This is a genomic window from Gemmatimonas sp. UBA7669 (genome assembly GCF_002483225.1).
Taxonomy (GTDB): domain Bacteria; phylum Gemmatimonadota; class Gemmatimonadetes; order Gemmatimonadales; family Gemmatimonadaceae; genus Gemmatimonas.
Genome location: NZ_DLHL01000053.1, coordinates 52,727 through 66,497 on the forward strand (window position 1 = coordinate 52,727; position 13,771 = coordinate 66,497).

Here is a 13,771-nt window from a genome sequence, read left to right on the forward strand (position 1 = left end):
CGATTGGCAGTGCTGCCCGTGCGGCAATCGCCGTGCTGCTCTTCACGCCCGGGTTGAGCGGGGCGCAGGGCAGCCGTAGCCAGGACGCGGTCGGCTGCTGGGAAAGTTCGCGCGTGCTCGGCCCCAGCTACCTCGGCATCGACCCGCGCCGCGACCCGCGCGACAGTTCGTTTCGCGTATTTCGTCTGCAGGACAGTGGGCAGGTGTCGTTGCCCCTGACGGCCACGGCGTCACTGTGGAACGCAAACTCTGCGTGGCGAATCGCCGGTGACACGCTGCACGTGCGGATCTTCACCGGTCTTCAGGGTTGGGATGTCACCCTGCGTGGCTCGGGAGCTCTGCGTGTTGGCTCGGCGCGCTATCTCACCGACGCGGTGTCTACGGTGGTCATGGAGCCGCTCGCCGTACGTTTTGTCCGCGTGCCGTGCCGCGCGGAGTGGCCTACATCACCTCCGCTGTCGTCGCGACGCTCCATGATGCCGGTGCACTTTCTGCATGATGTCACGACGCCACCGCGATTGCTTTCCGCATCGCGGGCAGTGATGGCCATGGAGCCATTGCGCGACAACGATTCCACACCACGCGCGCCTGGAGCCCTGCGCGCGCAGTTCGTGATCAACGAAGACGGACGCGTCGATACCGCCACCGTCATGGATCTCGGCAATCGCAGTCGCCACGCACCGTTGCGGCCGGCGCTGGTGACGTCTCTGGCGGCCGCGATGTTTTCGCCGGCCCTCAAGGGCAAGCGGCCGGTTCCGGTACTGACCCAGTGGTGGGTCACACTCAGGCCTTAGCTGCGCGGACAAGGACCAACCGGTTGGCGGACGTGAAGGCGCCCATTGGTTGCCAGCAAGGCCTGCTGGAGTGAGAATCAGGGATGCCCGCCGTGTCCGGCGGCGCCTCCCCCTCACCGGAGTTCGTGTGTCACTCCCGAACCACCCCCGGGTCCGTGCCTTGCTGTCCGGGCCTACGGCCGCGCTGTCTCTCGCGATGACCATCGCGCTGGTGCCGGCCCACCTCGTGGCCGTCGGCACGCCACTTGAGGCGCAGGCCGCTCCGCAAGCCGCTCCGCGCGCCGCCACACCCGCCGCCAGGCCGCTGCCGCTCGAGGCAACACGCCGCTTTCCACTCGACACGCGTGAAGGCACCTGGCTGTCGGTGGATGTGAGCCCCGACGGGCAGTCCATTGTCTTCGACATGCTGGGCGATCTGTATCTGATGCCCTTCGCCGGCGGCGATGCGACACAGCTCACGAGCGGATTGGCCTTTGACACACAGCCGCGCTTCAGTCCCGATGGCAAGTCCATCGTGTTCATCTCCGACCGGCAGGGCGCGGACAACGTGCACGTGCTCGACGTGGCCACGAAGGAGGTCAAGGAGGTCACGCGCGGCCGCACGAATGTGTATCTCTCGCCGGAGTATTCGCCCGACGGTCAGTACATCGTGGCCAGTCGCGGTGGATTCCGCGGCAGTCTGCCCACGCTGTGGATGTATCACGTGAAGGGCGGCAACGGCGTGTCGCTGTACACACCGCCGCCCAATCCGGCACCGGGTACCGCCGTGCAGCAGGCCGGAGCGGCATTCAGCGCCGACGGACGCTTTCTGTACTACACGCAGCGCGCCAGTGCCTGGCACTACAACGCGCAGTTTCCGCAATACCAGATTTGGTCATATGACCGCGAAACCGGCGAACGGGAGCCACTCTCCTCGCGCTACGGCTCCGCGGTGCGGCCCACCGTAAGCCCCGATGGCAAGTGGCTGGTGTACGGCTCACGCTACGAAGACAAGACGGGATTGCGTGTGCGCGAGCTCGCCACCGGCGAGGAGCGCTGGCTGGCCTATCCCACGCAGCGCGACGAGATGGAATCGCGCGCGCCCATGGATGCGCTGCCGGGCATGAGCTTCACACCCGACAGCAAACAGCTCGTGGCCAACTACGGCAACAAGCTCTGGCGTGTGGCGATTGACGGCAGTGGGCAGGTGGAGATTCCGTTCCGTGTGCAGGCCCAGGTGGAAGTGGGCCCCGAAGTAGCTTTCCGCTATCCCATCACGGACAGCGCGCAATTCAACGCGCGCCAGATCCGCGATGGTGTACCCAGCCCCGATGGCAAGCTCCTGGCGTTTGTCGCCATGGACCGCCTGTACGTGATGGACTGGCCGGGTGGCACGCCGCGGCGGGTGTCCACGCTCGACGCCATTGAAGCCGAACCGGCGTGGTCACCGGACGGTCGTACCCTCGCGTGGGTCACGTGGACGCCTTCGGGCGGTGCGCTGCAGAAGGCCAGCATGACGAACGGACGCGCTGCACGTGTGGTCACCATCAGTCGCGGCAATGCCACCTTGCGTCAGCCGGCGTTCTCGCTGAACGGTGCGCGCATCGTGGCGCTGCGTACCCCGGCGCAGGGGCGGCGTGATCAGACCGGTGTGACGGGTACGACCCAGTTGGTGTGGTTCGACGCTGCAGCCTCGTCGCCGGTTGACGCCACGGTCATTGCGCGCAGCGCCGGTCGCAGCAAGCCGCACTTTGCGCGCGACACGACCCGCATCTACCTGTCGTCCAATGCCGGACTCGTGTCCATCCGCTGGGATGGCACCGACGAACAGCGTCACTTGCGCGTGGTGGGTGGCGGCGGTGCCGGCGCCATTGATGACGATCACGGGCACGGCGACCATGGCGACCTGACGCTGTCGGAGCTGGAGCTGGCGCGTACGCCGGAAGAGCCCGACTCGCCGGGCGCCCCCGCGCAACTCACCCTCATGTCGCCAAGCGGTGACATGGCACTCGCGCAGATCAACAGCGACTTCTACACCGTCGTGGTACCGCCTCGTGGCACGCAGGCTACCGTGAACGTGAGTGATCCCAACACGGCCGCCTTCCCCGTGCGGAGGCTCACCGACATTGGCGGTCAGTTCCCCGCCTGGTCGCGTGATGGACGTACGGTGCACTGGTCGATTGGCAACGCGCACGTGATGTACAACCTCGACAGCGCGGCCGTGCGCGAGGCGACCGCGACGGCTCGGCGTGACTCGGCGGGGGCGCCTGCGGCTGCTCCGGCAACGTCGGGGCAGACCGCGTCGAGGGCGCCGGCGTATCAGCCCGCCGAAACGCGTGTGCTGGTTCCGGTGGTGCGCGACCTGCCAAACGGCACCGTCGTGCTGCGCAACGCCAAGCTCGTCACCATGAAGGGCGACGAGATCATCGCTCGCGGCGATGTGGTGGTGCGCAACAATCGGATTGCAGCGGTTGGGGCATCGGGCACGGTGACGGTGCCGACTGGCGCCCGCGAGATGGACCTGGCTGGCGCCACGGTGGTGCCTGGTTTTGTGGATACGCATGCGCACCTGCGCGCTGAACGTGGCACCATTCACGAGACGCAGCCCTGGGCCTATTTGGCCAACCTCGCGTACGGCGTGACCACCACGCGTGATCCGCAGACGGCCACCACTGACGTGCTGACCTATCAGGACATGGTGGAGGCCGGACAGATCATCGGGCCGCGCATCTACTCCACCGGACCGGGCGTGTTCAACACGGACGTGATCCGCGATCAGGAGCAGGCGCGCAACATGCTCAAGCGCTACAGCAGCTACTACGACACCAAGACCATCAAGATGTACGTGGCGGGTGTGCGGCAGGTGCGGCAGTGGATCATTACGGCAGCGCGCGAGCAGCAGCTCATGCCCACCACCGAAGGCTCACTCGACGTCAAGCTCAATCTCACGGAAACGCTGGACGGTTACCCGGGCCTCGAGCACAGCATGGGCATCACGCCGCTCGGCGCCGACGTGACGGGCTTCATGGCCTGGAGCAAGCGCGCCTACACGCCCACGCTGCTGGTCAACTATGGCGGGCCGTGGGGCGAGAACTGGTTCTACACGAAGGAGAATCCGTACGGCGACCCCAAGCTGCAGCGCTTCACCGCCTACGAGGAGCTCGCGCTCAAGACGCGGCGGCGCATGGCCACGATGCCGGGTGGCAGTACGGCCGGTGGCTGGTTCCGCGACGAGGAGTATGTGTTTCCGCAGCTCGCGTCCGATGCCACCAAGATTCTGCGCAGCGGCGGACGGCTGGGCATCGGCAGTCACGGCCAGCTACAGGGCCTCGGCTACCACTGGGAGCTGTGGGCCATGGCGAGCGGTGGCATGACGGCACACGAGGCGCTGCGTGTGGCCACGATCATGGGCGCCGATGATATCGGGTTGTCGGGGGACTTGGGATCAATCGAGCCGGGCAAGCTGGCGGATCTGGTCATTCTGGATCGTGATCCGCTGGCGGATTTGCGGAACACGAACAGCATTCGCTACGTGATGAAGAACGGGCGGTTGTATGATGGCAACACGCTGGCGGAGTTGCATCCGACGCGGCGGGAGGGGCCGGAGGTGGGGAATCGGGCGGTTCGTCCTGAGACGAAAGCGGGGGTAGGGAGATAGTGTGAACTGCGGCTGGCGATCCACAGCTGCGAGTTCTGGGCTGTGGGTTCTGGGTGTGGGTGGTGTGTAGGCGGCACCACGCTATCCGGAAGTCGGGTTGGAACAGCGGCGGCGGGACTGCGGTGAGCGGTCCCGCCGCTGTGTGCGTTACCGGAGCGGTGCGATGCGTTCGGGGACGGCGCGCATAGCGGCCTGGAGGCCGTTGCCGAGAGCGCCCATTAAGTTCCCGCCCCAACACCAAGTCTGGAACTCGCTGTCGACAGCACAGATGTGGCGTGACCCGGCGCTGATACTGAGGATGCTGCGGTTGAGTGCCACCGCAGCCGGCGACGAGGAGTTGCCGGTGGGGTTCCCCCCTCCTCGACCCAACTGGCCATAGGCGTTGCTCCCCCAGCAGTGCACACTACCGCCCGAACGCAGGCCACAGGAGTAACCAATGGCAACACTAACGTTGGTGTATCCGCTGCCAACAAAGACGGGTGTGAGACTTTGGCCAAGGCCCGACACGCCAAGCTGGCCGCTTGAGTTGGCGCCCCAGCAGTACATGTCGCCAATGCGCGTCACGCCACAGGTGTGATGACGACCTGCTGAGATATGCTGGAAGGCCAGCTCACCCGAAACCGGCGTGGGCACATCCACCGTATCCGCCCGGCCATGCCCCACCGCGCCGAATCCGCCATCGCCCCAGCAATACGCCCTGCCACTCGTGCGCTCGATACCGCAAGTGTGGTAGTCTCCCGCCTCGATTTCCGAGAAGCGCAGAGCGGTGGCGAGAAGCCCGTCAGGCCCAACAACGGGGATGGGTGTGGTACTGTTGACGCGACGCCGGTCGCCGAGCTGGCCAGTCTCGTCCTTCCCCCAGCAAAAGGCTAGGCCAGACAGGCTTATTGCACAGGCGTGGTTTCCGCCGCCAGTAAGGACGGAGAACCTCTCATTCGAAACGGTCGCCAGACTCGGCAACGCACCTCCGGCAGCTCCTCCATTCCCAACTTCACCAAAGCGATCGTGACCCCAGCAGTAGAGCTGCGAAGCAGAGGAGATGACGCAGGCTGAGGAGTCAGTAGCAGCGATCGTAGCCGCTTTCAGAGTTGGAGCAGAGGATTGCTTCGGCGCGATTGCGCAAGCTCGAGGATCGAGTTCTTGGCGTGGAATCAAATCAGTGAAGCAAAGCGAGTCAGCCTGGCTGGCCAGTTGCCCCTGCGTTCCCCGCCCCCAGCAATAGATTCGACCAAGTCGCGCTGTTCCGCAGGTAAAATCGAAACCAGAGGCAACCGCAGTCAGCTCCCGGCCAAGTGCGGTGATACTCACTGTAGCGGTTCGGTACGTGCTGCTCGCCGTGATCGTCGCCGATCCAACGGAAACGAAGATGACACGCCCGGTACTGTCTACGCTCGCGATCGAAGGATTCGAGGTTTGCCACCGCACGGCTCGCGTGATTGGCTGCCCAGCATAGTTAGTCGCAACGGTTGTGAGCACCACGGTGTCGCCAGCCAGCACCTGTGCTGGCGCTGGCCCAATGCGCAGGTCACGAATGGAGGGCAGGACCTGTATGGTACGCTGCCCCTGCACGCCAGCCGACGTCACGACTGCCGTCACGACGGCGGCGCCCGGTGTGAGCGCACGCAGCAAACCCGTTGAGTCGATGCTGGCGACACTGCTTGGCGAAACACTCCATGCGACGCGAGAGCCTGTAACGGTCTGGCCTGTCTCGTTGACGGCGCGCGCGCTCAATTGCAAGCGTGCGTTCGCCGCGACCACCGGCTCGTCAATCAGAATCGTATCGGTGACCGAAGCGACCTCCACCCGCCGCGTGGCCGGCGCCACGACCACCGTGGCTTTGCCAATGCGCGTGGCACTCGCAGAGATTTCCACTGTACCGAAGCGGCGCGGCGTGACGACACCAAAGCTGTCCACCACGGCCACATTGCTGTCTGATGTGCCCCACACAAAGCGTCCGACGGGCAAGCGCTGCGAACCGACACCGTAGGCCGCGGCCTGCAGGACCAGGCGATCGCTGGCGCGGATGGTGTCGGACACAAATACAGTGTCCACACCAGGCGTGACTTCCACCCACCGGATGTCGAAGCCGGGCACGCCGCTCACGTTCGGCCCGTACTCGTCTTCACAGGCACCGAGCACTACGCCCATCACCAACCCTGTCGCTAGCCTCATCGCTGCGCGCAATCGCATGAGTACTCCCGGCCTCCGCCGTGTCGTGTTGCACTCGCTACATGAAGCGCACTTCACATGGGCAAAGCGCGCCGTCCCAAACGTCCCCTACACTCGGACGCACCAGCGCCGCCGTCAAGCCAATTCACGCAGGGCGACTTGTGCGTCTGCCCTCGACGCACTCCGTTCAACGCAGTGACGCCGCCAACTCAAGCAACCACCTGTCACGGCCACGGCCTGCCAGCAGCGACACTCCCATTGGCAGGCCGTCACGCTCGGCCATCGGCATCGAGATCTGCGGCAAGCCACCCAGACCGGCCGAACACAGCAGCTGCAATGCTTGCTCGCGAACCGCCACCGTCTCAGCCGGCGGCAGGGCCAACTTGGGCGCGACATCAGGCACGGTAGGCAGCACCAGTACGGTGTCGCCAGCAAGCAGTGACTCGAGCCGCGCAACGATGTGCAGCCGCGCCTGATCGGCGTCGCGCACTTCGTCGGCCGTCACGCGGGACGCGGCTTCGAAACGGGGGGCGATCTGCGGGCCGAATGTCGGCCGCACGCGCTCCACCCACGCGCCATGGGTGCGCCAGATGTCCGCCCACTGCAGCACACGGAACACGTCGTACCACGCGCGCAGACCTTCGGGGGCGAGGGTGAGCATTTCCACGCTTGCCTGCGATGCCAGCTGCGACGCCAGCTGCGACGCCAGCTGCGACGCCAGCTGCGACGCCACACGCTGCACGGCTTCCTCCAGCATCGGCCGCGATTCCTGTACCGTCAGCTCCAAGGCATCCTGCGCCACCAGCACACGCGTGGGAGGCACGGGACTGTGCTGCGGCGCAACACCGGCCGCATCGAACAGCACCGTCCCCACGCGCGCAAGCATCTGTGCATCACGCGCAAACCAGCCCACCGTGTCGAACATGGGCGCCAGCGGGCAGGCACCCGTGAGCGGCAGCACGCCATGTGTTGGCCGCATGCCAAAGATCCCGCAGAACGAGGACGGCGCGCGCACGCTGCCGCCGGTGTCGCTGCCAATGGCAAAGTCCACCAGCCCGCCGGCCACGGCCGCCGCTGAGCCACTCGACGATCCTCCCGGCACCCGCTCGGGCGCACGCGGATTGCGCGGCGTGCCATAGTGCGCGTTCTCGCCGGTCAGACTGAAGGCCATCTCCTCGGTGTGCGTGCGGCCCAGCATGTGCGCGCCCGCGTCCAGCAATACACGCAGCACCCAGCTGTCTTCGCTGGCCACGTCGTGTGTGCGCAGCCAATCCGGACTGCCGAACCCCGTGCGCTCACCGGCCACATCAAACAGGTCCTTGAGCCCGAAGCTCAGACCACTCAGCGCACCGCCGCGCGTGGGTGCACGCTCCACATGGGTGTGGCGGCAGAATGCCTGCAGCGTATCACGATCGAGGATGGAGTCCATGCGTGCGACGATAGGTGGACGGACTGATCTGGAAGCGACGACGGAAGTGCTGACGCAACGACACCTCGCTGCCCAGGCCACAGCGTGACGCAATGCGTGCCAGAGGCCAGCGCGTGCGCTCGAGCAACTCGCGGGCCGCCAGCAGGCGCTCGGCCAGCAGCCACTGCAGCGGCGAGGTGCCAATCTCGGTGCGAAAGCGTCGGGAAAACGTACGCTCGGGAAGGCCGGCGTGTTGAGCCAGTTGCGCAACCGTCAGCGCCTGCGAGAGCCGGCTGCGAGCCCAGCGGCAGGTGTCTTCGAGCGAATGCCCGTCATCCGGCTCAACCGGTCGCGCCACATACTGCGCCTGCGAGCCCTCGCGATGCGGCGCCACCACCAGCCGCCTGGCCACTGCAGCAGCCACTCCGGCCCCGTAGTCCTGTCGTACCACATGCAGGCACAGGTCAATGCCACACGCAATGCCCGCCGACGTGAGGACTTGCCCGTTGTCCACGTACAGCACGTCGGGGTCCACGTCGATTGTCGGATAGCAGGTACGCAACTCCTCGGCGTCGAGCCAGTGCGTCGTGGCCCGCTTGCCATTCAGCATACCGGCCTCGGCCAACGCAAAGGCCCCGGTGCAAATGGACACGAAGCGTGCCCCTCGCGCCGCCGCGGCGCGGAGCGCGCGCAGTGCTGCCGGTCCAGGACGCACGGTCAAGTCGTCAATGCCAGGCACCACAATGGTGTGCGCGTGGCGCAACGCGGCCAGGCCCTTTTGCACTTCGACGCCCATGCCTGATGCGGACGGCAGCAGCCCGGGATGCTCAGCGCAGAGCGTGACCCGATAGCGCTGTGCGCCCTCGTCGGGACGCGGATAGCCAAAGACCTGCAGCGGCACGGCCAAGTCGAACAGCACGACGGAGGGCTGTACGAAAATGGCCACCGGGATGGGTGGCGCGGCGCGAGACGTTGAATGCGGAGGGTCAGCGCGAGGTGGCATGGCCGAAACCTATCGCATAGTGGCGTTTCAGCCACTCACGGCATGGCGCCTGGCGGTGGCACGTTTCAACTACCACTCATCGCCTCGAGGCCCGCATGTCATGGCTTTACCGGTTGCCGTCCCACACACGTTCGCTGTCGATGCTGCTGGCCGTCACCGCCGCACTCGCGACCACTGCCACTGCCCAGCGGGCACCGGCGCCCATTCAGGTGGTCGACGGCGCATGGCTCGCGGCCCATCTTGACGACGCCGATCTGGTGGTGCTGCAGGTGGAGATGGACACCAGCGCCAAGACGGCACGCATCCCCGGTGCGCGCATGCTGCCCTACCGGGCGCTGGTCATGACACGCGATGGACTCAGCAGCGAGCTGCCATCCCCCGACAGTCTGGCCTCCCTGTTCTCAGGGTTGGGCATTGCCCCCGGTGCGCTGGTGGTGGCCACCACCACGCACGAGCCACCCATGGCTGCCCGTGCCCTGATGACGCTTGATGTCATGGGCCATCCACGTCTCGCGTTTCTCGCAGGGGGCGTGGCGCAATGGAAGCGCGATGGCCGTCCGTTGGCCACCGCGCCCGCCCGCTTCACACGCAGCAGCTACCCGGTGCGGCCGGCCGCCGAGGTGGTGGTGAACGCCGAGTGGATTGCGCAACGACAGGGCAGGGGGATTGCCCTGATCGATACGCGAACGGACGGGGAGTTTGACGGCACCGGAAATCGCAGTGGCATGCCAAGTGACGGTCACCCCGCGGGGGCGCGGCAGCTGCAGTGGGAACAGGTCTTTGCCAACGTGGACCTGCATCAGCTGCAGGACAGCGCCACGCTCCGCCGGTTGTACACGGAGCGCATGCGCGGTGGTGATACGCTCGTGACCTACTGCTGGGTGGGCTACCGCGCGTCGATGACCTATGTCGCGGCACGCACGTTGGGACTCCCGGTGCGCCTCTACGACGGCAGTTATCAGGACTGGCAGCGTCGCGGGCTGCCCGTGCTCAAAGGCAGCGACGGGCGCTAGCCCGACACGGTACGCCCGACACGGTACGCCCGACACGGTACGCCCGAAGCGGTACACCCGCCTACGGCGCGCGTATCAACCCTTCCACCACGTTGGTGGCCATGAAGATCCCCAGAGCACGCACTGCTGGTCTCGTGCGGTTGGAGATGTTGCCACGGACCGACGTGGGCGGAATCGAGAACGGCGACCCGTTGCCGATCATCTGGTCGTTCAGCGTGCGGTAGAAACGATACTGTTGTTCCGACAGCGACTGCTGGCGCAGCAGCACCATCTGCCCCGGTCTGATGGGTGTGTCCGGATGTGTCTGATACGAGCGGATGCGCAAGCCATCGAAGTACTGATCGGTATCGACGGCCCGGTGCCGCAGCACACTGTCGGACACGAGAACACGCTGGCCATCAACGTAGAGATCCCAGAGGTAGTAGTTGCTGGCCCCGACAGGATCGCGCATGTCGATGGTGACACGCGGCAGCGTATCCTCGTCTTCGGGCCGTCCGAAGCCCAGGAAGCTGCGCTTGGTGAAGTACAACGAATCAATGGGCGCGACGGGCAGCAGGGTGTCCTCGGCCTCGTACTCGTCACCTTGCCACCTGATGCGCAGGGTGTAGCGGCCGCCGACCCGCGCAACAAGGTTCTCGGTGACGTAGTGACCGGGCGCAGTGGCCGATTCAGCCAGTGGCACCACGCGCCCGGTTTCATCGGCAATGGACACCTGCGCGCCGCGGGCCGGCGGCGCCGCGGTCTGCTGGAAGTAGGGTGCGGTGGTGGTGAGAATCACCTGCTGCCGGCCACTTGGACGGCCAACCACGGCCTCTACGCGTCCCTCCACCACCAGTCGGGTCGGGCCGTCGGGTACTGTGATGTCAACCACGCGCTCGCACGCCGTCAGCAGCATGGCACAAACAGCCGCAGTGGCCGCCACCGTGGCGGCGTGGATGGATCGATGCATGAGCTGCTTCATGTGTGGCACTCTCAAAACCTGAAGACGTAGTTGATGCTCGGCACCAGGCCGAAGATCGAGGTCTGCACCGCCTCGGACTGCAGCGGATTGTCGAAACGCTGACGCACCCGCAGGGCCTGTGCGTTGAAGCGGTTGTAGGCGTTGAGCACGCCGAACTGCAGCTCACCCTTGCCCAGCTTTCGCGTGGCACTCAGGTCGAGGCGGTGATACAGGGGCAGACGCGCGGCATTGCGTGCGCCGTACTCCGGCACCAGCAGACCATCGATGAAGTAGCGCGCACCCGGCAAGGTGACCGGCAAGCCGGAGGCCATGGTGAAGGTCGCACCGACGTTCCACTTGGGCGTCCACTGCCACAGGCCAACGAGCGCGAGGTTGTGTGTCTTGTCGAACGGCGTAGGGTACCAGTCGCCGTTGTTGATGCCCCCGCCGGTTTCACCAGGCGCGCGAATGCGCTGCTCCGCGCGACTCAGGGTGTAGCTGGCCCAGCCTGACAGGCGACCGACATTGCGGCGCGCGAACAGCTCGAGACCGTACGAGCGACCAATGCCCTGCAGCAGGATGGTTTCGAGACGGGGGTTGAGCAACACATCGGCGCCGTCGACATAGTCCACGACATTCTTGGCGCTGCGATAGTACGACTCGGCACTCAGCTCGAGGCCGCGCCACTGCGCCGACCATCCCAGTGCGTACTGGTCAGCGACACGCGGCTTGATGAACGGTCCGACCGGCTCCCAGACATCGAGAGGCGACACCGAATTGGTGTTGGAGATGAGTTGGAGAAACTGCTGCGTGCGCGCGTAGCTCAACTTGATGCTGTGATTGTCCGCAACCGACAGGCGCGACGACGCACGGGGCTCCACGCCGCTGTAGTAGGACATACGATCCCCTGAGGCCACGCGGCTGCTGTCGAGCAACGGAGCGGGTTCGTAGCGCCCGAGCCTGGGGTTGTACACCACCGGGCCGCTGGGGCCGTATTCGTAACGCGTGGCGCTGCCCAGACGGGCGAAATCCGCCACGCGGAATCCGTACTGCATGCCGAACCGCGAGCCGAGCTCGATATCATGGGCCACATAGGCAGCACGGGTGACGCCGTAGCGCGTCTCCACCTTGAGCGGCAGAAAGCTCGACGAGTCACCGGTGTTGAACACCTCACCCGGACGAAAGATGTTGCGTGTCCATTCGGCACCAAACTCCAGCTTCTGCGACGCCGTCATCTGCCAGGTTTCGTCGAGCTTGAAGTCCGCACTCTGGATGTTGGCAATCCAGCGCACCGTTTCGAAATCGAAGATGCGAAAACGCAGGCGGTAGTCGTAGTCGCTCCACGAGCCGGTCAGCTTGGAGAACAAGCGGCCGCGCCAGGCCTGATTCCAGCGCAGGGTGGCGGCGCGGTTGCCCCAGCCCACGCCGAACCCCTGGCTGGGCTGACCGAAGTTGTCGCGGCCCAGATACCCGGAGGCAATGAACGAACCGGTTTCGCCAAGGCGCACGTGGGCCTTGGCGTTGAGATCGTAGAAGTAGGCCACGGCGTTGCGCACGGAGCTGTCCGAAGCGGCCGCCAGAAAGGCATCAGCGTACGAGCGTCGCGCGGCCAGCATCCAGGATCCACGCGAACCGGGCAACGGTCCCTCGATGATGCCGCGGCTTGACAGCAAGCCAATGGATGCGGCGCCGTTGAACTCCTCGCGGTTGCCATCGCGCTGCCGAACATCCACCACCGACGACAGCCGACCGCCGAAGCGCGAGGGAATGGCGCCCTTGTACAACATGATGTTGTCGATGGCGTCGGCGTTGAACGTGGAGAGGAAGCCCAGAATGTGCGACGGGTTGTAGATGGTGGACTCATCGAGCAGGATGAGATTCTCGTCCACGCCACCACCACGCACCGAGAAGGCCGTGGATGCGTCGCTGGTGGTGGTCACACCCGGCAGCAGCGTCAGGGTGCGAATGGGGTCCACCTCGCCGAGTACCGGCGGCACCGAGCGCGCGATGCGCATGTCCAACTTGATGACGCTCATCTGCGGGCTGCGCGGATCAAGGTCGGGTCGCTCGTCGCGGTCGCCGGTGATCTGCACCGCGGACAGCACCGACTCCTGCGTGCGCAGGGCAAGGTCCAGTTGCATGCGCGTCGTGACCTGAATCGTGGTGTCGAAGGGCGCATACCCAATGGCACGCACGCGCAGCCGATGCGGGCCGACGGAAAGCACCAGGGCGTAGTAGCCTTCTTCGTTGGTCTGCCGCACCTGGGCGTCGTTGTCCACCAGAATTGTCACGCGCCGCAGCACTTCGCCGGTGGCGAGGCTGCGTACGAAACCGGACACGCGCTCGCTCCGCACAGCCGTCAGCGTGTCTTCCTGCGGGCGCTTTGTGCTGTCGTTGACATTGTCGTTGATGATGACGACCTGACCGTTCGCGCTGACGACGGCGCGCAGGCTGCTGCCCTCGAGCAGGCGCAGCACGGCCGATCGCGCGGGCACGCGATGCAGCGAGAGCGTGACCGGTGACGTCAGCGCCGGCAGCGCCCGGTCGGCCACATAGGGCAGGGCCGCCTGTCTGGCGATGTCCGCCAGGACGCTGCGACGACTCTGGCCTTTGGCCTCGATGCTGACCAGCGCCGCCAGTGGACCGCGCGCGGTGCTGCTGTGCTCAAGCGGCGTGAAGCCCGAAGATTGTGTTGGTACCGGCATTCGCATCGGCGCCGGTGCCGATGCGTTGGTCGGAGCCGGCTGGGCGTGAACGAGCGGCCCTGACGCCAGTAGCGCCATGGCCAAAGACAGCATTCGCATGAA

Annotated in this window: 8 protein-coding genes; 3 read left to right on the top strand and 5 right to left on the bottom strand. The window is 65.8% G+C overall.

Translation table 11 applies throughout. The features are described from left to right. The first annotated feature begins 32 nt into the window (after positions 1–32). Both B2747_RS15825 and B2747_RS15830 read left to right on the top strand, forming a co-directional pair. Positions 33–794 (top strand): hypothetical protein, encoded by a 762-nt coding sequence (locus tag B2747_RS15825; protein WP_291163085.1) that lies wholly within the window; start codon positions 33–35, stop codon positions 792–794. A 160-nt stretch (positions 795–954) separates the two neighbouring features. Next, positions 955–4,431 carry an amidohydrolase family protein gene (locus B2747_RS15830; RefSeq protein WP_291163088.1) on the top strand — a complete coding sequence of 1,159 codons (3,477 nt, stop codon included), beginning with the start codon at positions 955–957 and terminating at the stop codon, positions 4,429–4,431. Positions 4,432–4,578: 147 nt separating this feature from the next. Here B2747_RS15830 and B2747_RS15835 read toward each other — a convergent pair whose 3' ends face one another. The 3 genes from B2747_RS15835 to B2747_RS15845 all read right to left on the bottom strand — a co-directional run bounded on the left by B2747_RS15835 (position 4,579) and on the right by B2747_RS15845 (position 9,011). Further along, positions 4,579–6,621 carry an Ig-like domain-containing protein gene (locus tag B2747_RS15835; protein WP_291163090.1) on the bottom strand — a complete coding sequence of 681 codons (2,043 nt, stop codon included), beginning with the start codon at positions 6,619–6,621 and terminating at the stop codon, positions 4,579–4,581. A gap of 166 nt (positions 6,622–6,787) precedes the next feature. After that, on the bottom strand, positions 6,788–8,029 hold the full coding sequence (locus B2747_RS15840; RefSeq protein WP_291163091.1) for an amidase: 1,242 nt from the start codon (positions 8,027–8,029) through the stop codon (positions 6,788–6,790). After that, on the bottom strand, positions 8,007–9,011 hold the full coding sequence (locus B2747_RS15845) for a GlxA family transcriptional regulator (protein ID WP_414652203.1): 1,005 nt from the start codon (positions 9,009–9,011) through the stop codon (positions 8,007–8,009). The genes B2747_RS15840 and B2747_RS15845 overlap by 23 nt, the downstream gene beginning before the upstream one ends. A gap of 95 nt (positions 9,012–9,106) precedes the next feature. On the opposite strand from B2747_RS15845, the gene B2747_RS15850 reads away from it, so the two are divergent. Next, positions 9,107–10,024 carry a sulfurtransferase gene (locus B2747_RS15850; RefSeq protein ID WP_291163093.1) on the top strand — a complete coding sequence of 306 codons (918 nt, stop codon included), beginning with the start codon at positions 9,107–9,109 and terminating at the stop codon, positions 10,022–10,024. A 61-nt stretch (positions 10,025–10,085) separates the two neighbouring features. Here B2747_RS15850 and B2747_RS15855 read toward each other — a convergent pair whose 3' ends face one another. Together B2747_RS15855 and B2747_RS15860 are read right to left on the bottom strand one after the other, a co-directional pair. Continuing rightward, positions 10,086–10,985: a DUF4249 domain-containing protein gene (locus tag B2747_RS15855; RefSeq protein WP_291163094.1), complete on the bottom strand. Its 900-nt coding sequence runs from the start codon at positions 10,983–10,985 to the stop codon at positions 10,086–10,088. Positions 10,986–10,996: 11 nt separating this feature from the next. Continuing rightward, positions 10,997–13,768: a TonB-dependent receptor gene (locus B2747_RS15860; protein ID WP_291163095.1), complete on the bottom strand. Its 2,772-nt coding sequence runs from the start codon at positions 13,766–13,768 to the stop codon at positions 10,997–10,999. Between the last annotated feature and the right edge of the window lie 3 nt (positions 13,769–13,771).